Below are 23487 nucleotides of genomic sequence, written 5' to 3' on the forward strand. Positions count from 1 at the left end.
ATATCCACTATGCAGAACACTCTGACTCAGTCCAGGTCATCTCGAGGCGCTGTTGGCATTGCTGCGTTGGTTGCAGTTGTCGGCGTTATGCTGTCGACCTTCACTGGCGCTTACATTGCCGGTATGTTCGGTCTTTCCACCTCCGCAGCCAGCCAGATCGTGAACGCGGTCTCGGTTGGCGGTGCTGCGCTGTCCATCGCCATGGCTGTCGCTTCTGGTGGCATTGCTGCGGCCGCCGTGGCCACTGCCAAGTGGGCCATCAAGAAGTGGGGCAAGAAGGTCGCAATCGCCTGATGGCCGTCTTCTTTCGAAGGTGGGTGCACATGAGGAACCGCAGTTTCATCGCATCCTTCCTCTGTGCGCTCGCCATCTTCGCGGTGTCGGCAGTAGTCGCGTTCGGTACGCTCGACGGAGCGACACGAGGAGGTGGGGGCATGCTCGGCAAGCCCCTCGGGAGCTCCGGAGAATCTCTCTTCATTTCGATTCTTGTGCGAAATACCTCGGTTGTCCTGAGCTTGTTTGCAGGCGTCGTCTCAATCGGAATCATTGCGATGGTCGGCATTGCCTCTCTCGGTTTTCTGATAGGGGCGAGCACTGCGGCAGCTGCCAATGAGGTAGGGCTGACGATGGCATTGTGGTCCGTGAGTGGTTATGCCATCGTCGAGATCCTGGCATATCTGTTGGCTGCGACGGCTGGATTACTGCCAGTCGGCACCGCGGTGCTGACTTCGGGATCTCTCGCGGAAGAGAAGGTTGTCACCCGTTACTTCGCCCCATTGCGCCAGTCATTGGTCCTTCTGGCTGTCTCGTTGGTCCTCATCGTCGTGGGGGCTGGGCTCGAGGCGGCGATCATCCAGTCAAGAAATGGTTGACGTCATGAGTTCCGCATCAGCGAACCATGGTTCCGATACTGTCGGGCATCTCAAAACGGATAGAGCGGTCGTGTGGACCGCGGTAGTGATGACAGGTCTTCTCATTGCCATTCGCCTCTGGATCCAGTTGGCTGATCGCATCAGCCAGGTCGGCTGGACACGAGGCCACACGTCGGGTCTCGAGGACCCGGCGCTTGCTCAGCTTGCCGTCCGTCTCGGAATAGTCTTTGCAATGATTCTCTCGACCGTATTCCAAGGGCTGTATCTCTTTCTGTGTGCAGTGGTGGACGAGAAGATTCTTCAGGGCACCATGGTGCCCGTCAGAGAGGACAAGGGCGCCGACGGAAAGACCGGGTTGGGTCCTGCGGTTTTCGTCGGGCTGTGCGCCACGGTCCCGGTGCAGTTGGTTGCCTTGATTGCCAATGTGTCCGCGCCGAAAGAGTATCCGGCAACGTTCGTCTGGCTTTTCGCGGTCGCGGTTGCCACCATAGTGTGGACGTGGAGGCGGCCCGCAATGGGCCGGGCTGGAACACGTGGAAAAGTAACCTCAGCCGCGTTGTTGCTTGCGGTTGGTGCGATTTCTCTCGTGCTGTGAGGAAATGAGGAGCATTTATGCAGGTTTTGTACATGCGTTCCCGGCGGATTCTTGCGGGAATTCTGGCCGTCACCCTCGGCGTGTTTGCGGTGATGACGCTGGTCAGGGATCCGCAAGTCGTGGGCGTCATAGTGGGCATCGTCGGCATTGTCGTTGCGGCGTTGCTGGTATTGGTGGTCATCCGCCCGGGGACACACCTTCGACTTGATGTTTCCGCGTTCCTCAGCGGAGCGATCTGTCTTGGTGCCTGCCAAGGGACATTGGGGAGGAAACTCAGCGCTGCTGGGTACATGGTGGTTCCCGCTGTCGTCATCGCTGTTTGCTGTGCAACGGTCGCGGTCATGGCTCAGGCGGAAATTGATTCTCAGAGGACCAGGGATCGCCTGTGAACGCACCGACCTTCCGGGCGGCGCATGATATCTGTGATGCCTCCTCCCTCGATGCCCTTGGGTGGGGGTTCTCTCTCAAGGGTTATCGAGTGATGCGCATTCTCATCGCCTTCCTCGCATTCGCGCTGGCAGTGGCGGTCGCGGTCGTGGGATTCGACTGGCTTGTCGGTCGGCTTGCCCAAGGCGGTGTTGTTGTCGGAGTCACACTGCCGCTGGTCATTGGCTTGTACGTCCTCATCCTTCATGCCTTCAGGGAGACGCTGACCTCCCGCCGAATACGGCTGACGAACCATCCATGTGCTGAGTTCTTCCGTGCCCTGGACATCTCGAGGTTCAGTGTCGTTGTGGCGGAAATGTTGGAAAGGCTCGTGATCACGACCGCGGTCGTCGCGGGGCTCTCCTGGGGTGCCGGATTGCGAGCTTCGCTGTCGGGGATGCCGCCTACCACAGTAGGGGCTCTGGTGGTGATTCCGGTCGCCACCACCTTGGGCATGGTGGCCATCACGGCATGGGTTGCCGCGAAACTCAACGACTCTCATCGTTCCAGCCAGGTGATGGCTGCCTGCAGCGGCGCTGCTACTGGAGTCATCCTTGCTCTGGTCGTCAGATGGGTTGCTGAGGCCAGTCTTCAGCATCCTCGCGCCATGCGGGGGCCCACCTGGACATGGGTCGCTGTCGGTGTCGCTGTGGTGACGGTCGCAACTGGCGCCGCGGCGGTCACCGGATGCGTCACCCTGCGATCTGCCCCTTTCCTGGTGCGAAACAGTGTGTCTCAGGAAAAGGCCAGGGTCCACCTGCGCCGGTCGAGAGGAATCAGCCCGTGGGTGCGCGTGGTCATGAGCGACCTGTCACCAGTTCCGGTTGCGGCCGCACTTGCTCGCCTTGTCTTTCTTGTGTGGAGCGTTGGTGTATTGGTCATGGCCATCGCTGTTATGGCGCTGGGCGGCGTGGGTGTGAATCTGCCGGCGCGGATCGTCAATCAGCTCTCGGCCATTTTGCTGTTGATCCTTGGTCTGGTGGTTTCGGACCTGCTGTCCATACGCATCGGGCCCGCGGCACTGGCGCCACGCTGGAGGATGGCGTGGGAGCTGGGAGCCAACCCGATGCACCTGGCAATCGCACCCCTGGGCGTTGCCGTCCTCTTTGGTCTCTTCCTCGTCGCACCTGTCGCAGCGGCAGCTGGCATGCTGGGCGGTGACGCCCTCATCCCGCTGCTCGTCGTCTGGGCATCGATCGCGTGCGCCTGGGTTGCTGCTGCTGTCGTGGCCAGTGACGCGGCTCTTCCAGACGGTACGGTTCCGGCCTCGACGTCCGTCGGCTTGCTCAGTGTCCTGGCGTCCACAGCGATGATGGTCGTCATCCTCATGACGGCCATGCATGGGGTGGGTTGGATCGGCTTCATTCTGACCTTCGTCCTTCTGGGAGGTGCAACATGGTTGACGAGACAACGCGTTCTCGCCCTGCCATCGAGGCCATTGGCCTGACCCTCGGGTATTCCCCGGATCGGTCGGTTATCCACGATCTGTCGTTCCATGTCCAAGGTCCCGCGACAGTGCGGCTCGATGCACCAAACGGGACCGGCAAGTCGACCCTCATCGAGGGGATCTCCGGCTACCTCCGTCCCACTCAGGGCGACCTGATCGTCTGTGGCAAGAAGGCGTCGGACCCTGCACTGCGGACGCGACGACGAGTGTGTCGCGCCAAACCGTCACTACATCCCAGTCTGAGCATGGTTGATCACCTGACTCTCGCCGCTCGATTGGCAGGTTGCGACAGGGCTGAACCGGTGGCGCGCGCCAAGGACCTCGGCCTCGACGAGTGGTTCGACTACCGCACATCCACCTTGTCGACGGGAACCGCGAAACGGCTGTGGTACGTCATGTGCACGACGGGGGAGTTCGACGTCGTCGTCCTCGACGAGCCGTTCAATGGGGTCGATGAGGAGTCGAGTCGTGTGATGGTCTCTGACATCAACGAGTGGCGCAAGAACAGTCTCGTCCTGCTGGTGGCCCACGTCTTGCCGGACGGTCTCACCGTTGATGAGACCTTGGGCCTGCCTCGGACGACGGACAATTCGCGCCCCATGTCAACCCGTTGACGATGCCGCGACCGGCTTGGCGCGACTCGGGTCTCAAGACGGTCGGCATGTGTCGCTTCCCCACCAGGACAGGATTCGAGTGGGCGCGCAAGGCCGTGTTGAGCAGGTCTCAGAGGCGCTGGCGAGTGACGTCGACGGGGATGACTCTCCTGCGAGTACCGGTAGGACTGAGTTCGTGGTTTTGTGGATCGTCGGCAGTGCTGCCCTCCTGACGTGCCCGCAGCTTCTCCGAACGGCGTGCGGCTCGCGTCCGCAACATGTTCTGCACCTGCGATGACGACAACTGCAGGGTCCACTCCGAATTCTGGGGCAATACCCACCGACGACGATGTGCCAAGGCTGTGAATCCCAGTCCAACGAGGGTCGCGATGACCATTCCGAAGGAGGGGAATCCGCACTTCTGTGCCACGACCATGACGATGGCCGAGGCCAGCGCCGGCGTCGCGTAGAGGTGGTTGCCGCCGAAGACCTGCGGCACATTGCCTGCGCAGACGTCACGGATCATGCCACCGCCGACGGCCGTCATGAGCCCCAGCAGTAGGGCGGGCATGATGCCGAAACCAGCAGCCAGGGTCTTGAGGGCGCCGGTGGCGGCCCAACAACCCAACACCATGCCGTCGGCGAGAATGAGGGCGATCCTCCAGGGTCGGGAATCCAGCTTCCACAGCATCGCCACCCCGGCGCCGACGAGCGCGACCGTCAAGTAGCGCGGGTCGGTCAGGGCAACTGGGGGAGCGGCTCCCAGCAGGACGTCGCGGACCATCCCGCCACCCAACGCACTCGTGATCGCCAACACACAGAAACCCACAGCATCGAAACGCTTGATGCGTGCCAACCTGCCACCCAACACTCCGTTGAGGAGCACGCCGGTGAGGTCAATGGCGCGGAACAGTTCGGGCAACAGGGAGTTGAACTGGGAGAGCATCGCGGACAAGGTACCGCACGAACTCGCTCAACTCAGATTTGCGTTCACCGACTCGGGAAGGGCGAACCGGGGTGTCGAACAGGGTCTACGCGCAATGCGTCAGGGTGGCCCGGTACGATCGAGGCACCACGATTCGTAGGTCGCGGCCTGACTCCTCGGTTCGGCCGTACAGCGGAATTGCAAGGGGACCCATGTACGACAGCATCATTATCGGCGCAGGCCTTGCCGGACTGACGGCCGCCGAAGAACTCGCATCCGCAGGGCACTCGGTGGTGGTTCTGGAGGCTCGCTCCCGAGTGGGTGGGCGCCTCGAGAACGCCGAGTTGTCCAATGGGCAGGTCATCGAGTTGGGTGGCCAATGGGTCGGTGAGGGCCATGAAGAGCTTCGCTCCCTCATCGCCTCCCAAGGCCTTGAACTGGTCGACTCCACCGAGGGCGACGTCGTCGTCAAGGCTCGCGGACGGGTCTCCCACGTCACTAATTCCTCCAGCTCTGCCCACACCCTCAGCCCCTTCGAACTGTCTGACCTCGGTCAGGGCCTGCTGAGGTTCCGCCGTCTGGCCGATCGCGTTGCCAACAACAAGGGTTGGACGACGGCGAACGGTACGTGGCTGAATCAGTCCCTGAGTCAGTGGGTGGTCTCGAATGTGCGTACCGACGCCGGACGTGAATACATCACCAATCTTTTCCGGCGTGCCTTCGGGGTCTCTCCCGACGACACCACCCTTCTTGATGGTCTGACGAAGGCCAACTCCGGGGTGGACCTGGAATCCCTCGTTGCCGTCAACGGTGGGCTCAAGCAGCAGCGCGTCAAGGGCGGTGTCGCCCAGGTCGCTCGCAACCTCGCGGAGCGTCTCGGCGATGACCTCAAGCTCTCCTGCCCGGTCCGCTCCATCCACGCAGACGACGACACCGTCACCGTCGCGACGTCCGCCGGCACCGAGTACCAGGGGCGCAGCGTCATCGTCACCGTCCCTCCGCGTCTTCTCAAGGAGATCGAGTTCGATCCCGCTCTTCCGGCAGAGCGTCTCGAGATGGCCGAGAAGGTACCCGCAGGCAATGTCATCAAGGCCTACCTCGTCTACGACAGCCCGTGGTGGCGCACCTCCGGAGCCTCCGGCCAGATGGGTGCCGACGAGGGTGCCGTTCGCGTCATCTTCGACACCTCCGACGACGAGACCGGCCGGGGAGTCCTGATGGGCTTCTTCGAGGGCACCGAAGCGTCGGGCTACGGCAAACTCTCGGTGAGTCTGCGTCAGCGCGCCTTCGAGGAGGTCGTCGAGTCCGCCTTCGGTGAGGCTCCCCGCTCCGCGATCGAATACCTCGACCGCGACTGGCTCTCCGAGCCCTACACCGGTGGCTGCCACGGCGCCCACTTCGCTCCCAGTCTCTGGACTGCCACCGGCCCGATCCTCGCCCAGCCGTTGGGCAGGGTGCTCTTCGCCGGCGCCGAGTACGCCTCCTCCTTCAACGGCTACATGGAAGGCGCGCTGCGAGCCGGTGCTCGCGCGGCTCAGGAGGCTGTCGACCTGCTCTGATCCGTCTGACGCTGGCCTCGGCGGCGGACCTTGCCACGAGGTCAGCAGCGGTGATGGTGTTCTCCGCGGCGACGTCATCAGCTGCCGAAATGAGGTCTGGCAAGGCCAGACCGTGACCGGACCAGTCCTGCGCCGCCTTCAGAAGGACGGCGCAGCGGGTACTGCTCGAAATTGATCTGTTGTTCCAGCCTGGGTTACGAATCAGATGGCGGCAGGGCCTCGTTCCCCGGTGCGGATCCGAATGACATCCTGGACGTCGCTGGACCACACCTTTCCGTCACCGATCTCCCCGGTACGAGCCGCGTCACAGATCGTCTCAACGACGTTCTCGAACTCCTCGTCGGTGCACAGCACCTCGACGCGGACCTTCTCAAGGAAGTCGATGGTGAACTCCGCGCCTCGGTAGACCTCGGTGTGACCCTTCTGGCGGGCGTACCCGGCGGCCTCGGAGATCGTCAGACCAGAGATTCCGGCCTTGGCGAGTTCGAGTCGGACGGTGTCGAGTGCCGATGGCTGGATGATGGCGGTGATGAGCTTCATGCCGAGATCTCTTCCTTGTCGGCGGTGGTGTCGACGGCGCGGGCGGGCTTGCCGTCAGGGCGAGGGGCGTCCTCGTGGTGGGCGTGGGCCTTGGGCAGCACCAGGGAGGAGTAGCGGACGCTGGAGAAGTCGTACCCGGACTCGGCGTGCTCGACCAGGTCGATGCCGCGCAGCTCCTCGGCGGTGGAAACACGGATGCCCATCGTCTTCTTGATGACCAGACCGATGAGGCCGCTGACGACGAAGGAGTAGGTCATCATCGCGAGGGCACAGATGACCTGGACCCCCAGCAGCTTGCCGTTGCCGCCGAGGAACAGGCCGGCTCCATTGGCCTCGAGGGAGGCGGGGGCGCCTTCAGCCATGGCGTGCGGGTCCGCGAGGAATCCGACGAGGACGGTGCCCAGGAAGCCACCGACCATGTGGACGCCGACGACGTCGAGGGAGTCGTCGTAGCCGAAGCGGTACTTCAGGCTGACGGCCAGGGCACAGACGGCGCCGCAGACGATGCCGATGATGACGGCGCCCCACGGGGAGACCGACGCGCAGGCCGGGGTGATGCCGACCAGGCCGGCGACGATGCCCGAGGCGGCGCCAAGGGTGGTGGGCTGACCGTCGCGGATGCGCTCGACGCAGATCCGGCGTTGAATCCGAACCAACCGAACCACAGGCCGCCGGCACCGAGCATGACGAGGGTGGTGTTGTGTGGACGCATCGGCCTGGAACCAAATCCGACGCGTGGGCCGAGGATGAGGGCCAGGGCAAGGGCGGCAGCGCCGGCGTTGATGTGGATCGCGGTGCCACCGGCAAAGTCGACGGCGTGCATGGTGTTGAGGATCCAGCCGGTGCCGAACACCCAGTTGGCGGCCGGGAAGTAGACCAGTAGGCCCCACAGGATGGTGAATACGACCCAGGCGGAGAACTTCATACGGTCAGCGACGGCGCCGCTGATGAGGGCAGTTGCGATGATGGCGAAGGCAGACTGGAAGGCGACGAAGACGAATCCGGGAATGGTCCCGACCTCGGTTCCCATGACCCCGTGGAGTCCGAAGTACTGGGCGGGGTTGCCGATAAAGCCTCCCCACTGCGGGTCACCGAAGGCCATCGAGTAACCGCAGACCACCCAGAGGACGCCGATGGTCCCCATCGCAACGACGTTCATCATGAGCATGTTGAGCACGCCCTTGGCTCGCACCATACCGCCGTAGAAGAAGGCGAGCATCGGTGTCATGAACAGCACCAAGGACGCGCTGGCGAGCACCCAGGCGGTGTCGCCGGCATTGATCTCAAGCAGTGGTGTCATGGTGTCAATCGTCATCTGGCAGCGTTGCGGAACCGTTTGGTCGGCGTTACTGACATGTGAAGAATCGCGCTCTTGTGTGACGACGGTGTTACGTCGGTGACAGGAACGTGACGCGGAGGCCGTGAAAACATGCCATATCCTTGACGAGCTACTCATGGACGGAGATGAGACTATGTTTTGTGCGCGATGCGGCACCCAGGTGGGTGCGCACGATGCCGCCTGCAGACAGTGTGGGCTGGACCTGCACCTGCCCGGTGCCGTGCGCATGACAGACCCTGGCTCCTTCGACGAGACGGTCGTGCAGAGCCCCGTGGGCGTTGATGAAGCTCCGACGCGGGAGATTCCTCGGGTGCAGATCCCGCCGAAGCCGCGAGATCAGCAGGACGTGACACCAACCCAGCAGTGGCAGCGGCAGGAGTCCACGCCGACCCAACAGTGGAGCACCAACGAGCAGTGGTCCAACAGCCGCCAGCCCTGGTCGGGTCAGCAGCAGCCTCCGCAAGGTCAGGGTCAGGAGGCCGGGGATTCCCAGCTGCCCGACGACTGGTTCCGTGACCCCGAGGCAGAGCGGACTCGCGCGATGGCGACGGTCCCGGATAACCCTGTCTTCACCCCACCCCCGCCGCCGTCTTCCCCTGCCACGTCGCACCCGCAGCCTCCGGATGACTCGTCCCGCCACCGGAACGTGCTCATTGGCTTGGTGATCGGGCTACTCGTGCTCGTCATCCTGGGTGCGATCCTGCTCTTCGCCGGTGGTCGGAAGGGGCGCTCAAGCGGGGAACCCGTTCCGGCGGCGACGCCATCGGCCAGCACTCATGCCGAGCAATCCACCTCGCAGGAGCCCCACGCCTCAGAGGAGCCCCACGAGGGCGCGACATCCATCGGCGCCACCCCAAGCTTCCTCGAGTCCTCGCCTGCGCCCGCGGCAAGTTCGGTTCCTTCCACCCCGAAATCCCCGACGTCGAGTGCTCGCCAGGTTGCCGACAAGCTTCCTGACGGCGACACTGTCTGCTCCTCGACTGTCGGCGCCGTGGGCACGACGTCATGCCCGTTCGCGCTCGAAGTCGCCAATGCAATTCCCGACGACGCCCAGGGCGGCTACGAGGTGAACGCCCACAGCCCGGTCACCGGCAAGGACTACACCATGAAGTGCAGGACGGAGGAGACGTATACGACCTGCACCGGCGGCGTCGCTGCCGAGGTTCACATCCTGCGTTGAGCGAGGACCAAGGCAGCTCGTCACATCGGCCGCTGAACTCCGACGAGCCGCACCTTGTCGAAGTATTCGTCGGTGAGATCGGCCCAGCTGCCGGCGACCTCGACCTCGGTGAGGGTCGCCGGCGGGTACCAGCAGCCGATCTCTTCCTCCGCACCGCCCATCGCGGCCAGTTGTGCTGCCAAGCCAGGAATCGTCGGGGCGTGAGCGATGACGAGCAGATTGTCGACGTCGTCGTCGATCTCTCCAATGCGCTGACGCATGGTGTCTGTGCCGCAGTAGTACAGGGCGCGCATGAATTCCACGAGGCAATCCAGCTGAAGGCAGTCCCACGTCTGTCGGGTGCGCAAGGCGTCGGAGACCAGCGCATGGCCGACATTACGCAGTCCAAGACGCATTCCGACCTCGCGTGCCTGACGGCGTCCCACGTCGGTGAGCGGACGCTCTCGGTCGCCACCAGCGGCATGGGAAACGGGCTGTGCATGTCTCATGAGAAACAGGGTATGCATGATTCCATGGTTGCACCCCGTGGGCGAGGTGGTCCTACGATGTTGGCATGCCGCTCACGGATATGGGCATTGACGAGGCGCGCAACTACCGCCCGGTTGTCCCTGAACCCGACGGTTTCGACTCCTTCTGGACCGAAACCCTCGACGAGCACGCCGACGTCCCACTCGATCTGACGGCAGCTCCGTTCGACAATCGCCAGGCCCTCATCGACACCTGGGATCTGTCATGGGCGGGATATCACGGCTCTCGGGTGAGCGGTTGGTTGCATGCCCCAGCCGGGGCGAATGGGCCGTTGCCCCTTGTCATCGAGTATCTCGGCTACTCGGGTTCGCGCGGGGTCCCGATCGGGTCGGCCTTCGCGGCAGCCGGGTACGCGCACATCGTCGTCGACCCGCGCGGTCAGGGATGGGGCCACCCCGCTCTGACCGAGAACTCGCCGGACGTCCACGAGGGCTCCGGTGCTCCCGGATTCATGACTCAATCCCTGTCGGACCCGCATGGCCACTACTACCGCCGGTTGTTCACCGACGCCTTCCGGTGCCTGCAGACCGCCCGGGAGATGGAGATCGTCGATCCCACCAGAATTGTCGTCCACGGTCACTCCCAGGGAGCTGGTCAGACGATCGCGGTGTGCGGGTTGGCAGCCATGCGTGGCATCAAGCTGGCTGGTGCTTTCGTCGATGCCCCCTTCCTGTGTCACATGAGGCGCAGCTGTGACATCGCCACGGCTGGTCCGTATCTCGAGGTCGTCAAGTACCTGGCGGCTCATCCGTCCCTGTGTGGCAAGGCCTTCCAGACGCTGGGTTACTTCGACGGTCTGCACTTCGCTCGTCGCGCCCGTACTGCCACCTGGTTCTCCGTGGCGATGATGGACCAGTTAGTGCCGCCATCATCGGTGTGGGCGGCTTACAACGCCTGGGGCGACGGGATGGTTGCGGACAAGCAGATTGCCGTCTATCCCTTCGCAGGGCATTCGGCCGGGGAGGACGTGCAGCGCTGGAACCAGCTCGGTGTGCTGGCTCAGCTCTTCTCCTGAACCTTTGCTCAGCTCTTGACAGCGACGACGAGGTCGCGGTGGATCGACGAGTCGACGCGGTGGCTGAATTGACGCCAAGGGTTGTCATCGAGGGTAGTCAGGCCAGCGCCGGACAGGATCGCCACAAGATCCTCACGGGACAGACCAAGGGTGTTCCACGACATTCCCAGCGCACCGCCGTGGCGCAACTGGCCAGCCCACACCGGAACGGCCTCGCGCAACAGGTCAGCGGGGGAGCGACGTCGCGACGACCCACTGTGGGATCCGTGCACGACGCCGTAAGGGGCGTCGGTGACGACGGCGTCGAAGGCCTTGCGTCCCCATAGGTTCGCCGAGTTGACGGCGTCCCCCGTGAACACCCCCATCGTCAGGGGCTCGGCTCCTGGGAGCCGCACCTCGGCGTCAAACCGCTTGCCGATGGAGTGGCCGTCGCGGCGCACCGGATGGGTGCCGCAGCTGTGCTTGAGACGCTTGCGACGCAGCCAGGTGGTGACGTGGGCGGCCATCGCCTCGACGGCCTTGGCGTCCTGTTCCACCCCGAATCCGTCATGACCCGCCATCCATGCGCACTCCAGGGTGGTACCACGCCCGGCCAACGGATCGAGAATGGCCAGTCTCTGGCCCTCGTCGCGACGAGTCGCGCAGCGGCCGCCGAGGCTTGCGACCGTGAGGTTGAGCAGCAGCCGGGTGAATTGCTCATTGGTCTTGCCCCGGTACTTGGGGATGGTGACAAGATCCTCATCGACGACGTCGACTCGCGGCAGTTCCAGGGGAGCCAACAGGTCGCCATGACGTTCGAAGCAGGCGAGAGCTGCCGAGGATCGCGCCAACGCAGCCAAGTCCGCAGGTCCGAGGGGCTCGTCGCCATTGACGGTGAGGTACTCGACCCCAGCCACCGTCACCGGTGAGATCGTCGTGGCATTCGGGCAGGTGAGGGCCAACTCCGCAGCGCACAGACGCCCTGCCTGCCCGGCATAGACGTGGTTGGCGGCAGGGGCGAGCAGGACGAGGGTCTCGGACATGGCTGACATTGTGTCATGACCCGTCCGACATGCCGAGGAAATAGCAATCGGCGGCCGCTGCGTCGCGACCGCCGATTGCGGTGTGCTGGTGAGCCTCGCCTCCCGGTATCGGGGCGGTGCCGGGAGGCGAGGTCGAGCCGTCAGGCCAGGTTGACCTGCAGGTGCTCGTAGGAGGTGCCCTTGGCGCGCTCGATCGAGGCCTTGATCTCGGCCTCGGCCTCTTCGCGGCCGGTCCAGGTGGCGCCCTCGACCGACTTCCCGGGCTCGAGGTCCTTGTAGACGGTGAAGAAGTGCTCGATCTCCATGAGGGTCATGCTGCCGACATCGTCAAGGTCGAGGAGGTTGGCACGACGGGGGTCGTCAGCGGGGACGCACAGCACCTTGTCGTCGCCACCCATCTCGTCCTGCATCTGGAACATGGCCAGTGCGCGGCACTCGATGAGGCAGCCGGGGAAGGTGGGCTCAGGGAGGAGGACCAGGGCGTCCAGCGGATCGCCGTCCTCGCCGAGGGTTCCCTCGATGTACCCGTAGTCGTACGGGTACTGGGTAGAGGTGAACAGCGTACGGTCAAGACGGATACGACCGGTCTCGTGGTCCATCTCGTACTTGTTTTTGGTGCCGCGCGGAATCTCGATGGTCACATCAAAGTGCAAGCTATCGGGCTGTTCTCCCTGGAATGGGTTGGTGAAATCGTCAGTCACGAGGGGCCCCTCTTCTTGTATTGGACACGGTGATGGTCGACACTGTATCCGTTTGCAGGAGGGATTTTTCGTGCCACACCCAGATCAACCTAAGCCGAAACGTGCTGTGCCCGAGCCGCGACGCCGTATGCCGGCATGGGTTCCAGTAGCTGTCGGTGTCGCCGTGACCGGCATTGTCGTGCTCGTGGTGATCGTCAGTTCTCTGCGGACCGGTACGTCGACGAACGAGGCCGAGCGTGGACTGCTCCCCCGTCGTCACGAGAACACCGCACCTGCGGTGCAGCCGGGACGGGGGGTCGTCGCTGCGGTGGCCCCGAATACTCCGTCAGCTAAGCCACTGGCAGCAAGCGTGGCCAATCGTGTGAAAGCTGCCGGTGCGGCTCCAGGCGTGCTTGGTGCCGACATCATGGATGCTGTGACTGGTGAAACCCTCTATCAATCCGGGCAGAGCACTCTCTTGACTCCTGCTTCGAACCTCAAGGTGATGACCGCGGTTGCGCTGCTGGATTGCACGGATGCCGGGCACCGCTACACGACGAAGGTCGTCGCTGACGGGTCGGCGTTGACCCTGGTCGGCGGCGGCGATCCCTACCTGCGTTCCTCGGTCTCCGACAAGCGTCCTGAGTACCCGTCGACGGAGCAGCTTGCCAAGCGCACCGCGGCGGCCCTCAAGAAGGCTGGCACGAAGTCGGTCACCGTCAGATTTGACGACACCTTGTTCTCCGGTCCCACGTGGAACAGTGCATGGCCGATCGACAACTACTCCGATGAGGTCACCCCGATCACCTCGCTGTGGGTTGACGAAGGAATGATCAACAACAACCCGTGGGATCGAAGCAAGACTCCTGCGGTCTTGGCGACGAATACCTTCGTCGGACAGCTCCGCAGCGCCGGTATCACGGTCACGGGATCGGTGGTTCGACACAAGGCGGGCGAGTCCGACAAACAGATTGCTGCCGTGCAGTCGATTCCGGTGGAAGACCTCGTCACCCGCACCTTGGAGGAGTCCGACAACTCTGCAGCCGAGGTGCTGAGCCGTCAGATGGCCCTTGCGAGCGGCAAGCCGGGATCCTTCGCCGGCGCCTCCCAGGCCCTCGAGGAGCACCTCAAGAACATGGGCGCCTGGCAGGACGGCGCTGTCGTTCAGGATGGGTCGGGCCTGTCTCGAGGCAACCGGATCACGGCGTCGATGCTTTCCCACGCCTGGCGGAAGGTTCTGACGACGCCGAAGCTGCAACCGGTGGCCAATGCGGTTCCCGTCAGTCGGGTCTCGGGAACCTTGCACAAGCGCTTCTCCGAGCCGAGCACGGCAGCGGCGCGTGGCGTGGTCCACGCCAAGACCGGCAGCCTCCAAGGGGTTATCTCGATGTCGGGATGGCTGCGTGACGCCGACGGGCGCATCCTCGTGACCTCCTTCATCGTCAACCAGACCGACGGCTCCGCTCGATCCTGGCTTGACGTCGTCTACGGCAACCTGGCCGGGTGCGGCTGCACCCGCTGATGGCACGACGTGAGCTGGGTCCGGCAGCCCTGACGGTTGCCCAGGCCGTCGAGCGCGAGGTCCGCGGAATCGACCGGTTCGTCGTCGGGTGTTCTGGCGGGCCAGACTCCCTCGCCCTGGCATTGGGGTCGGAGTGGGCATCTCGACGCCGTGGAGCCGAGGTGATGGTCGTCATCGTCGACCATCAGCTGCAGGATGGGTCGGACGAGGTGGCAGCGCGCACTCGAGACCTGCTGGCCGACCGTGGGATGGACGCCTGTGTGCGCCGCGTCGAGATCGATCCGAATGACCCTGACGGCCCGGAGGCAGCGGCTCGAACCGCTCGTCGAGCAGCGCTGGTTGACGTCGCCGGGAAGACGCCGATCCTGCTCGGCCACACCCTCGACGACCAGGCCGAACAGGTCTTGCTGTCCTTGGCCCGTGGCTCCGGGACGACGTCGCTCGCCGGTATTCGGCCGCGGGCAGGCCAGTTCTGGCACCCGCTATTGGGGGTGCGTCGGGCTCAGACCCTGCAGGCATGCCAGGAATGGGACGTCGAGCCATGGCATGATCCCCACAACAGTGATTCGCGATTCCTGCGCTCCAGGGTGCGCACCGAGCTCATGCCGGTTCTCGAGGACGTCCTCGGATCGGGGGTGGCGGAATCTCTGGCCCGCAGCGCGTCCCTGTTGGCCGGAGAAGACGTCGTCGTCACGGCTGTGGCTGACCAGTGGGCACGAGACCACGAGGTGACGGACGACGTTCTGCCCGGGCTGCGAGGTGTGGAATCCGGGGTGGCCCGACGGGTCGTCAAGAATTGGCTGCCCGAGGCGGCAATGGTTCACGTCGACGCCGTCCTGGGGCTTCTGGACGGTCCCGGAGGCGCGGGGGTAGACGTTCCTGGCGGCCGCGTCGAGATGAGGCGCGGGACTCTGTACCTCACTCGGCGCCTGCGGCAGATCCGGGATCGGTAAGCTGGATCCGTGCGAGCTTCTGACATTCCCGAAGATTTCGACCGCGTTCTGTACACCGATGAGCAGGTGGCCTCTCGTGTCCGCGAGGTTGCTGCCCAGATCGACGCCGACTATGCGGGGCGGGAGATCCTCATGGTCGGTGTGCTCAACGGTGCTGTCATGACCATGGCGGACCTGTGCCGCGCGATGAAGTCCCACATGTCCATGGACTGGATGGCCGTGTCGTCCTACGGTGCCGGTACGAAGTCCAGCGGCGTGGTGCGCATCCTCAAGGACCTCACCAAGGACATCGAGGGCCGCGACATCCTCATCGTCGAGGACATCATCGACACCGGCCTGACACTGAGCTACCTGGTGCAGAACCTGCGCAGCCGCAACCCCAACTCCATCGAGATCATGGCGATGTTCCGCAAGCCGGAGGCCGTGACCTGCCCGTTGGACGTCAAGTACGTCGGTTTTGACATCCCCAACGAGTTCGTCGTGGGATACGGCCTGGATTACGCCGACAAGTACCGCAACCTCACGGATGTGGCGACGCTAGCGCCGCACGTCTACAACTCCTGAGGGATCGACGTCGAAGGGCGGACCGCCATCGGGTTGGAATGATCGCGATGCGGTACAGCGTTCGTCAACACTGCGATGTTGTCATGCGCTGGTATCGTGACGCTTTGAGTCCCACCCACCCATGCCCCTAGGTAGTACATGAAAAACGTGTCCCGCATCTTCAAAGGTCCTCTGATCTGGATCCTGTTGTGCATCGGCTTGATCATTGTGTTCCTGCAGTTCACCGGGTCGGGGAACGGGTACAAGGACATTCCGACTTCTGAGGCCGTCAGCATCATCAACAGTGACAAGAAGTTGGATAGCGTCACGCTGACTGACGGCGATCAGGTCATCAAGATCACTGAGAACGACGACAAGAAGTATCGCTCATACTGGGTTGGTAACCAGTCCGACCAACTCGTTGACAAGCTCAACGCCCGGGTCCAGGACAAGACGCTGAAGTCGTGGCAGGGGGAGAACCCTGGGCAGAGCATCTGGAAGGCTCTGCTCATCAACTTCCTGCCTTTCGTCATCATCCTGCTGTTCTTCTTGTGGGCTATGAACGCAGCACAGGGCATGGGCGGCCGTGGCGGCGTCATGGGGTTCGGCAAGTCCAAGGCCAAGGTCGGCAGTAAGGACACCCCCAAGTCGACTTTCGCTGATGTCGCGGGCTGCCAGGAGGCGATCGACGAGCTGCAGGAGATCCGTGAGTTCCTCGCTGAGCCGGCGAAGTTCCAGCGGGTCGGCGCCAAGATCCCCAAGGGCGTCCTGCTGTATGGCCCTCCTGGTACCGGTAAGACGCTGCTGGCTCGTGCCGTGGCAGGTGAGGCTGGAGTGCCCTTCTTCTCGATCTCGGGTTCGGACTTCGTCGAGATGTTCGTCGGCGTCGGCGCCTCCAGAGTCCGCGACCTCTTCGAGCAGGCCAAGGAGGCCGCTCCGGCAATCATCTTCATCGATGAGATTGACGCTGTCGGCCGGCACCGTGGTGCTGGTATGGGCGGCGGCCACGACGAACGTGAGCAGACGTTGAACCAGTTGCTCGTCGAGATGGACGGCTTCGACGTCCACGGTGGCGTCATCCTCATCGCCGCAACGAACCGTCCCGACGTCCTCGACCCGGCCTTGCTGCGTCCCGGTCGTTTCGACCGTCAGATCGCGGTGGAGGCCCCGGACCTCGACGGCCGCCTCAAGATCCTCCAGGTCCATGCCCACGGCAAGCCGATGGCTGACAATGTCGACCTGGCGTCGATTGCTCGTCGCACCCCCGGTATGACGGGCGCTGACCTCGCCAACGTCCTCAACGAAGCTGCATTGCTGACGGCACGAGCCAATCTGCCGGTGATCGGTGACGCGGAGCTGGACGAGGCGATCGATCGTGTGATCGCGGGGCCGCAGAAGAAGACTCGACTCATGAACGAGCACGAGCGCTTGGTAACTGCGTACCACGAAGGTGGTCACGCCCTGGTGGCAGCGGCCATGCCGGGTACCGACCCGGTACAGAAGATTACGATTCTGCCGCGTGGTAGGGCGCTGGGCTACACGATGGTCATGCCAGACTCTGACAAGTACTCCCAGACGCGCGGCGAATTGCTGGATTCGATGGCGTACATGATGGGTGGTCGTGCGGCCGAGGAGCTCATCTTCCACGACCCGTCGACGGGTGCTTCCAACGACATCGAGAAGGCCACCAAGGTGGCCCGCGCTCTCGTCACTCAGTACGGTTTGTCGGCTCGCGTCGGCACGGTGCAACTGGGGTCAGGGGACAGCGAGCCATTCCTCGGCATGACGACTGGGCAACAGCGCGACTACTCCGACGAGACCGCCAAGATCATTGACGACGAGGTGCGTGAACTTCTCGAAAATGCGCACCAGGAAGCATTCGACTGCTTGGACGCCAACCGTGAGGTGCTTGACGAGTTGGTGTGCCAGCTTTTCGCCAAGGAGACATTGAGCAAGGCTGAGGTCGCCGAGATCTTCAAGCCGCTCAAGCGGTGGCCCGAGCGCGGTGCCTTCACCGGTTCTGACAAGCGTGTGCCGTCGTCCATCCCGCCGGTCAAGCCCCCACAGGTTGTCGGTGTGGACGAGGATGCTCCCGAGGTTGGTGCTCCGCGTCGTGGCGTCATAGCCCCGCCGACTCCTGAGCCTGGTGGAGATCTTCCGGGGGACAACCCCGGTGAGTGGCAGCCGCCGTCCGACTGGCAGCCACCGAGCGTCGGGGGAGGAAAGTCGCCTCAGCCCCCGAGCCCCGGGCCAGCCCAGCCGGGTGAGGGCCCCCAGCCGCCGTCGGGCGGTAACCCCTGGGGTCCGCGTAGGTCCTGACGATCGCTACGGCCTGCTGCGTGTGACGCGGTGGGCCGTCGTCCCAGGCTGGCCGGTGGCAACATTCTTTTGCTCGGCTGGTGCGAGAACGTCACGCTCGTCATTGCCGCGGCGCTGGCCAATGGACGTTTGCGGCGGGAGTCGAGGCGCACCGGCGAGCCAATTCCGGTCGATCCGTCAGCTTTGCCGGTGCGTTGGCCTTATTCCTCGGGGCGCTGGTGCTCTACGCCGCTGCCAAGATCATCGTCGAGGTGTTGATTGCCTGGGCGCGGGACCACGTGACGCCGACGTCGAGCCTGTCGGCTGCGGCCTGAGGCGGCCCTCGGCGCTGCCCTAGAATCGTTCGGGTGAGTGAGTCCATGCCAGAGCTACCAGTCGACCTGCGTCGGGCCCGGGCCGCGGTGCGCGAGTTCCTTCTGGCGATCGGAGAGGACCCCGATCGGGAGGGCTTGCGCGAGACTCCCGAGCGGGTCGCTCGGGCCGCCGCCGAGATCTTCCGGGGCCTGGCCCAGGATCCCGCCGAGATCCTCTCCAAGACCTTCGACATCTCCCATGACGAGCTGGTCCTCGTGCGCGACATCGAGGTGCAGTCGTGCTGCGAGCACCACCTGCTGCCGTTCACCGGCGTCGCCCATGTTGGCTACATCCCGGCCAAGGACGGCCGCGTCACGGGCCTGAGCAAGATCGCCCGACTCGTCGACGTCTACTCCCGACGCCCCCAGGTCCAAGAGCGGCTCACGACCCAGGTCGCTGACGCCATGGTCGAGTACCTGCATGCCCGCGGGGTGATCGTCGTCATCGAGTGCGAGCACATGTGCATGACAATGCGCGGCGTGCGCAAGCCGGGGTCGCGGACGGTGACCTCGGCTGTGCGAGGCATCCTTCGTGACTCCGCCACCCGTGCCGAGGCGATGGGGTTGATCACCGGGAGGTGAGGTGTGGCGGGGGATGCTAGCTCGCTTTGGCAATTCCGAAGCGCTATCGGCGCCCGAGATATTTCCTGAGCAGATCAGGGACCTTCTTGTTGGCGATCACAGGGCGTCTTTGGCCAAGTGAGTCGACATGCATATCGGATTCGATTCGCGTCGTAGTGCGGACATTTGATGGAAGTTGGCCGGGTATCACCGCAACGGTTGTTCCCGCGAGGGCTTTTCGTTCTGGTGCGGTATGGACGTGACCTGGCCTCTACCGTAGCGTCATAATCGTGCGTAACTTGAAGGCCCGGGCAACTGGGCTCCTCTGCGGACTCACCATGGCGGTGGTGTCGGCGACAGCGCTGGCACACGCCGACAACAATTCGCCGGCGCCAGGGCAAACGGCGGTACCGGTGCCGATCGTTGATGCGGTGGCCGTGAGCCTCAATGACCGGGCCAAGAGGCAGAAGGCGAAGCCGGGCTCGGTCATCCTGGCGCTGCACGCCGTACGACGTCTGGAACAGACTACCGTCGTGTACTACTCGGTGACGATCGACGCGTCGGCGTCGGGGCCCGCCGACCCGGGGTACTTCGTCGGTTCCGAGGGCGCCCAGGCGCACTACAGCAAGACCCTCAGCGCCGATGGCGGCATCATTGACGTCCGCAATCGGAAGCTCTACCGGACGATCGGCGACTTCCAGGGTTGCAAGATGTGCGGGAACGCGTGATGGAACGGATCGCCGGCCCTGACTCAGCCCGGGCATTCCGTGGTCGGTTGGTTCAGCACCCCTCCGGTGCCGTCCGACGTCCAGCGAGCCGACGTCGCGGTCGGCAACCGCATCTTCCATGACGTGCCGGTGGACGATGGTGCACTCACCCCCACTATCGACAAGGACACGGCGACCCGGCAGTGGAACGACGGCCTGCCGCTGGGGGCAGCCTGGCCTGCCTTGGACCCGAACGATCTTTCGGGTGTCGATGTGGCCTCGTACGTCAGCCCACTCATCCTCACGACGGGCGAGGTCTCCGATGCCCGGCGGGAGCGGGTGACCAAGGAGGCCACGAACATCGATCTGGACTCCTCAGTCCTCTTCGGCAAGGACTCTGACGTCATCAAGCCCGCCAGACGCGCCGTCATCGATCGGGCGGCCAAGGAACTCGTGGCGCGCAAGGCGGCGGGCAGGGTCGAGGTCACCGGGTACACCGACAACCTCGGTACCGCCGAGCACGGCCTCGATCCCTCGCGGCGTCGCGCGGCGGCGGTGGCCAAGGTCCTGGGGCCGCAGCTGCCCAAGGGGGTCACCCTGGTGACCGCCGGCAAGGGCGAGGCCGACCCGGTGGCCAGCAATGACACGGAGGCGGGACGACGCCTCAACCGTCGCGTGACGATCACGGTCAGGGAGGGATGATGAAAGCTCATGCTGTCGCCGTCGGCCTCGCCGCGGCCCTGCTCCTGACCGCCTGCGGGGGCTCCGACAAGTCCGACGGGACGCACACCCCGACGCCGACCGTGGCTGCCACGACGACATCCGGGACGAGCACCACCGCCCCGCCGAGCCCCATGAGCTCGGCCGAGGTGGCCTTCCATGAGTCGGTGGCGGCCCAGCAGGTGATGGGCAAGCTCAAGGATGCGGGCGGGCCCGTCCCCAAGGAAGTGGTCAAGGTCTCGTTCCAACCCCCTCGCTACAAAGTCGCCGTGACACTGCACGTCGCCTCGGTCAAGACGGGCGTCACGGGCACCGTCCTCACCTTCTGGCTCACCTCGAGCGGAATCGACCATGCGATGGCTGTCGCCAATCCGGAGGACTTCCCGTCCCTCGTCGACACCGCTGGGGGAGTGAAGTACTCGGTAGACTCCTTGAGCACGGGAAAGGACACGCCCCTCGTTGTCGGCAGCGAGGACCCCGAGATCGGTCCCGATGGCGTGTACCTCATGCAGGCGGCGTACCCGCCGCTGCCCGACTCGGTGAAGAAGGTCAAGATATCGGTCGGGTCGGCGAAGACCTCCCCCGATGTGCCCGTGACTCGCTGATCACTGCCAGCTGTGAGTTCGCCCTAGACTTCACCCCATGATCTCCGTGGACCCTGTGAACACCAATCCGCATCCTGCCCGCACCCTCGTTATGGGAGTCGTCAACGTCACCCCCAACTCCTTCTCCGATGGAGGCATGTGGGCCGATCCCGAGGTGGCCATCCGGCACGCCCGCGACCTCGTCGCCCACGGGGCTGACATCATTGATGTCGGCGGCGAGTCCACTCGCCCTGGCACCGAGCGCACCCCCGAGGACGAGGAACTGCGTCGCGTTCTCCCGGTCGTCAAGGCCTTGGTTGCCGACGGGGTCACCGTCTCCGTCGACACCATGCGTGCCTGTGTCGCCAAGGCCGTCGTTGAGGCCGGAGCCACGATCGTCAACGACGTCTCCGGGGGCAAGGCCGATCCGGCCGTCCTTGACGTCGTCGCCGACGCCGGAGTCGACTACGTGCTCATGCACTGGCGTGGTCAGTCGGCCACCATGCAGGATCTCATCCACTACGATGACGTCATCGCCGACGTCATCAGCGAAACCTCCCAGCAGGTTGACGCCGCCATCGCCGCCGGTATCGACCGTGAGCGCATCATCGTCGACCCGGGTATCGGTTTCTCCAAGACCACTGAGCACAATTGGCAGCTCATCGACGCCGTCGACGCCTTCCAGGACGGCTTCAAGGATCTGCGCGTGCTGTGGGGAGTCAGCCGCAAGCGCTTCCTCGGCGAACTACTTGCTGACAACGGCCAGGACCGCCCTGCCCTGGAACGCGATGCCAGCACGATGGCCCTGTCGACCTACCTCGCCCTCCATCGTGCCTGGTGTGTGCGCACCCACGAGGTCCGTGCCAACCGCGACGCCATGGAGACCGTCGCCCGCCTCCTCGCCTGAGCCTGCGCTTCTTGCTGATTGACGCTGTGCCTCTCCTCGCAGACGTCGTCGACAAGCCCAATTGCGGTGTACAGGTAACCTTCCGACATGACCGATGGACAGATCACCCTGACGGGCATCCGCGCCCACGCGAACCACGGCGTCCTCGCCAGCGAGCGTGAGCTCGGCCAGCCCTTCAGCGCTGACGTCACCCTCGACGTCGACATGGACACCGACTCTGACGACATCACCAAAGCCGTCAATTATGCGACAGTCGCACAGCAGGTGCTCAACGTTCTCGCAGGGGAACCGGTGAATCTCATCGAAACCTTGGCTGGCAGGATTGCCGACACCGTTCTCGCGATCAGTCCGCGAGTACGTCATGTCCAGGTGACCGTCCACAAGCCGCACGCCCCGGTAGGAGTAGCCCTCGACGACGTGGCCGTCACGTGCCGAAAGGATGCCGAGTGAAAGCTGTATTCAGCCTGGGTTCCAACATGGGAAACCCCTTTGCTCATCTGCGAGACGCCGTCCGCCTCATCTCCGAAACCCCCGGTCTTCACGACGTCGTCGTCTCGCCCGTCTACGTCACTGCCCCTGTTGGGGGAGTGCAGCAGGACGACTTCCTCAATCTGGTCGTCGTCGCAACCAGTGACCTTCCACCATCAGTCTTGTTGGAGCGTGCTCACGTCATCGAAGACGCCCACGGGCGTGAGCGCACCATCCCAAATGGTCCTCGTACCCTCGACGTTGACCTCATTTGCGTCGGTGATGAAACCGTCACTACTGACGAATTGACGCTTCCGCACCCCCGAGCACATGAGCGCGCATTCGTCCTCGTGCCGTGGTCCGATACCGACCCTGAGGCCGAATTGCCCGGGTACGGACGGGTTGTCGATCTGCTGGCCCGCTTCGACGCCGACGACGTAGCCAACGCCGTCAAGCCGTATTCACGCCAGATTGACGTGGCTGGTGTCACCGTTGCGAGAGGATGGGACGAGAGGCGCGACGAGGAGGATCTATGACACGGAGCCTGTCACCGGACTGGGATGACGATCGACGCCCCGACGGCGGCGATGATCCCCACGGCAATCTCGCTCCGACCGACTGGAAGGTCGTCATCGTGGCAGCTCTGTGTGGAGCTGCCCTGGGATGGTTCACGCTGAGCATCTACAAGGTCAGTGACAACACCGTTCCGATCCTGCCCTGGTCGCTCCCGGTGGTCATCCTTGTCGTCGCCGTCGCGACATGGGGATATGCCAGGGCCTTTCGCGCCAAGGTCGTCGACCCCAAGCGAGAGGTCGAGGCGAACCAAGGCCTCGTGTCACTGGCACTGGGAAAGGCCATCACCTTGTCGGGTGCTGCTCTCGTCGGGGCGTGCATCGTGTACGTCCTCACCTACGTCTGGCACCTCAACATCCCCTACCCCCGGCAGCGGACCATCGTCGGGGCGGTGACAGCCATCACCTGCGCGGTCATGGCATGGGCCGGGTGGTTCCTCGAGAACGCCTGCAAGGTGCCGAAGGGCCCGGAGGATCCGGACGAGCGCTCCAAGAGGTGACAGCGACCACAAGATCGCGACTCGCCAGTGTTCAGTGCTTGACGCGAGGCCCAACGG

At 64.1% G+C, this 23487-nt stretch carries 25 protein-coding genes and 2 pseudogenes; 21 read left to right on the forward strand and 6 right to left on the reverse strand.

Features of this window, described 5'->3' with window-relative positions:
• Positions 1-9: 9 nt before the first annotated feature.
• The 6 genes from AC6I1W_RS04100 to AC6I1W_RS04125 are packed head-to-tail and all read left to right on the forward strand — an operon-like array spanning position 10 to position 3954.
• On the forward strand, positions 10-294 hold the full coding sequence (locus AC6I1W_RS04100; protein WP_023032303.1) for an uberolysin/carnocyclin family circular bacteriocin: 285 nt from the start codon (positions 10-12) through the stop codon (positions 292-294).
• Positions 295-323: 29 nt separating this feature from the next.
• The gene (locus tag AC6I1W_RS04105) at positions 324-872 is read left to right on the forward strand and encodes a stage II sporulation protein M (protein WP_117189783.1); all 549 of its coding nucleotides are present in this window, start codon (positions 324-326) and stop codon (positions 870-872) included.
• Positions 873-876: 4 nt separating this feature from the next.
• A complete protein-coding gene (locus tag AC6I1W_RS04110) occupies positions 877-1467 on the forward strand; it encodes a hypothetical protein (RefSeq protein WP_249361340.1) in 591 nt (196 codons plus the stop codon).
• Between the two features lie 17 nt (positions 1468-1484).
• Complete coding sequence (locus AC6I1W_RS04115) at positions 1485-1856, forward strand: hypothetical protein (RefSeq protein WP_117189768.1); 372 nt, start codon at positions 1485-1487, stop codon at positions 1854-1856.
• Positions 1853-3340 carry a beta-carotene 15,15'-monooxygenase gene (locus AC6I1W_RS04120; RefSeq protein WP_117189767.1) on the forward strand — a complete coding sequence of 496 codons (1488 nt, stop codon included), beginning with the start codon at positions 1853-1855 and terminating at the stop codon, positions 3338-3340. The genes AC6I1W_RS04115 and AC6I1W_RS04120 overlap by 4 nt, the downstream gene beginning before the upstream one ends.
• Positions 3289-3954 carry an ATP-binding cassette domain-containing protein gene (locus tag AC6I1W_RS04125; protein WP_117189766.1) on the forward strand — a complete coding sequence of 222 codons (666 nt, stop codon included), beginning with the start codon at positions 3289-3291 and terminating at the stop codon, positions 3952-3954. The genes AC6I1W_RS04120 and AC6I1W_RS04125 overlap by 52 nt, the downstream gene beginning before the upstream one ends.
• Before the next feature lie 109 nt (positions 3955-4063).
• Here AC6I1W_RS04125 and AC6I1W_RS04130 read toward each other — a convergent pair whose 3' ends face one another.
• Positions 4064-4879, reverse strand: a complete 816-nt coding sequence (locus AC6I1W_RS04130) for a trimeric intracellular cation channel family protein (protein ID WP_249361339.1) — start codon at positions 4877-4879, stop codon at positions 4064-4066.
• A 191-nt stretch (positions 4880-5070) separates the two neighbouring features.
• Between AC6I1W_RS04130 and AC6I1W_RS04135 the strand changes: the two genes are divergently transcribed.
• The gene (locus AC6I1W_RS04135) at positions 5071-6417 is read left to right on the forward strand and encodes a flavin monoamine oxidase family protein (RefSeq protein WP_065673349.1); all 1347 of its coding nucleotides are present in this window, start codon (positions 5071-5073) and stop codon (positions 6415-6417) included.
• Positions 6418-6618: 201 nt separating this feature from the next.
• Here the strand turns inward: AC6I1W_RS04135 and AC6I1W_RS04140 are convergent, their stop codons facing one another.
• Both AC6I1W_RS04140 and AC6I1W_RS04145 read right to left on the reverse strand, forming a co-directional pair.
• A complete protein-coding gene (locus AC6I1W_RS04140) occupies positions 6619-6957 on the reverse strand; it encodes a P-II family nitrogen regulator (RefSeq protein WP_069101975.1) in 339 nt (112 codons plus the stop codon).
• Positions 6954-8413 (reverse strand): annotated as a pseudogene (locus tag AC6I1W_RS04145) (ammonium transporter). The gene AC6I1W_RS04140 and the pseudogene AC6I1W_RS04145 overlap by 4 nt, the downstream one beginning before the upstream one ends.
• 109 nt (positions 8414-8522) lie before the next feature.
• Between AC6I1W_RS04145 and AC6I1W_RS04150 the strand changes: the two are divergent.
• On the forward strand, positions 8523-9476 hold the full coding sequence (locus tag AC6I1W_RS04150; RefSeq protein ID WP_117189782.1) for a hypothetical protein: 954 nt from the start codon (positions 8523-8525) through the stop codon (positions 9474-9476).
• 20 nt (positions 9477-9496) lie between these two features.
• Here AC6I1W_RS04150 and AC6I1W_RS04155 read toward each other — a convergent pair whose 3' ends face one another.
• On the reverse strand, positions 9497-9982 hold the full coding sequence (locus AC6I1W_RS04155; RefSeq protein WP_117189765.1) for a SixA phosphatase family protein: 486 nt from the start codon (positions 9980-9982) through the stop codon (positions 9497-9499).
• 47 nt (positions 9983-10029) lie between these two features.
• Between AC6I1W_RS04155 and AC6I1W_RS04160 the strand changes: the two genes are divergently transcribed.
• Positions 10030-11019, forward strand: coding sequence for an acetylxylan esterase (locus AC6I1W_RS04160; protein ID WP_065673714.1), 990 nt, complete (start codon positions 10030-10032; stop codon positions 11017-11019).
• Between the two features lie 8 nt (positions 11020-11027).
• Here AC6I1W_RS04160 and AC6I1W_RS04165 read toward each other — a convergent pair whose 3' ends face one another.
• Together AC6I1W_RS04165 and AC6I1W_RS04170 are read right to left on the reverse strand one after the other, a co-directional pair.
• The gene (locus AC6I1W_RS04165; RefSeq protein WP_462553188.1) at positions 11028-12041 is read right to left on the reverse strand and encodes a TRM11 family SAM-dependent methyltransferase; all 1014 of its coding nucleotides are present in this window, start codon (positions 12039-12041) and stop codon (positions 11028-11030) included.
• A 140-nt stretch (positions 12042-12181) separates the two neighbouring features.
• The gene (locus tag AC6I1W_RS04170) at positions 12182-12742 is read right to left on the reverse strand and encodes an inorganic diphosphatase (RefSeq protein ID WP_065673715.1); all 561 of its coding nucleotides are present in this window, start codon (positions 12740-12742) and stop codon (positions 12182-12184) included.
• Between the two features lie 127 nt (positions 12743-12869).
• Between AC6I1W_RS04170 and dacB the strand changes: the two genes are divergently transcribed.
• From dacB to AC6I1W_RS04230, 12 genes and pseudogenes are all read left to right on the forward strand, one after another.
• Positions 12870-14243: a D-alanyl-D-alanine carboxypeptidase/D-alanyl-D-alanine endopeptidase gene (dacB, locus tag AC6I1W_RS04175; protein ID WP_462553244.1), complete on the forward strand. Its 1374-nt coding sequence runs from the start codon at positions 12870-12872 to the stop codon at positions 14241-14243.
• The gene (gene tilS, locus AC6I1W_RS04180) at positions 14243-15196 is read left to right on the forward strand and encodes a tRNA lysidine(34) synthetase TilS (RefSeq protein WP_462553191.1); all 954 of its coding nucleotides are present in this window, start codon (positions 14243-14245) and stop codon (positions 15194-15196) included. The genes dacB and tilS overlap by 1 nt, the downstream gene beginning before the upstream one ends.
• 9 nt (positions 15197-15205) lie before the next feature.
• Positions 15206-15760: a hypoxanthine phosphoribosyltransferase gene (hpt, locus tag AC6I1W_RS04185; RefSeq protein WP_004810421.1), complete on the forward strand. Its 555-nt coding sequence runs from the start codon at positions 15206-15208 to the stop codon at positions 15758-15760.
• A 138-nt stretch (positions 15761-15898) separates the two neighbouring features.
• On the forward strand, positions 15899-18058 hold the full coding sequence (gene ftsH / locus AC6I1W_RS04190; protein WP_284950706.1) for an ATP-dependent zinc metalloprotease FtsH: 2160 nt from the start codon (positions 15899-15901) through the stop codon (positions 18056-18058).
• 80 nt (positions 18059-18138) lie between these two features.
• Positions 18139-18372, forward strand: a complete 234-nt coding sequence (locus tag AC6I1W_RS04195) for a hypothetical protein (protein WP_284950705.1) — start codon at positions 18139-18141, stop codon at positions 18370-18372.
• A gap of 45 nt (positions 18373-18417) precedes the next feature.
• A complete protein-coding gene (gene folE, locus AC6I1W_RS04200) occupies positions 18418-18993 on the forward strand; it encodes a GTP cyclohydrolase I FolE (protein ID WP_069101968.1) in 576 nt (191 codons plus the stop codon).
• A 269-nt stretch (positions 18994-19262) separates the two neighbouring features.
• Positions 19263-20381: pseudogene (locus AC6I1W_RS04205) on the forward strand (OmpA family protein).
• Positions 20382-20533: 152 nt separating this feature from the next.
• Positions 20534-21004 carry a hypothetical protein gene (locus tag AC6I1W_RS04210; RefSeq protein ID WP_117189779.1) on the forward strand — a complete coding sequence of 157 codons (471 nt, stop codon included), beginning with the start codon at positions 20534-20536 and terminating at the stop codon, positions 21002-21004.
• Between the two features lie 37 nt (positions 21005-21041).
• A complete protein-coding gene (gene folP, locus AC6I1W_RS04215) occupies positions 21042-21890 on the forward strand; it encodes a dihydropteroate synthase (protein WP_270236821.1) in 849 nt (282 codons plus the stop codon).
• An 87-nt stretch (positions 21891-21977) separates the two neighbouring features.
• The gene (gene folB / locus AC6I1W_RS04220; protein WP_016666893.1) at positions 21978-22340 is read left to right on the forward strand and encodes a dihydroneopterin aldolase; all 363 of its coding nucleotides are present in this window, start codon (positions 21978-21980) and stop codon (positions 22338-22340) included.
• A complete protein-coding gene (gene folK / locus AC6I1W_RS04225) occupies positions 22337-22894 on the forward strand; it encodes a 2-amino-4-hydroxy-6-hydroxymethyldihydropteridine diphosphokinase (RefSeq protein ID WP_270236819.1) in 558 nt (185 codons plus the stop codon). The genes folB and folK overlap by 4 nt, the downstream gene beginning before the upstream one ends.
• Positions 22891-23430: a DUF3180 domain-containing protein gene (locus AC6I1W_RS04230; protein ID WP_270236817.1), complete on the forward strand. Its 540-nt coding sequence runs from the start codon at positions 22891-22893 to the stop codon at positions 23428-23430. Before folK ends, AC6I1W_RS04230 begins: the two co-directional genes overlap by 4 nt.
• The last annotated feature ends 57 nt before the right edge of the window (positions 23431-23487 follow it).

The sequence above is a fragment of the Cutibacterium sp. KB22876 genome (assembly GCF_059728865.1).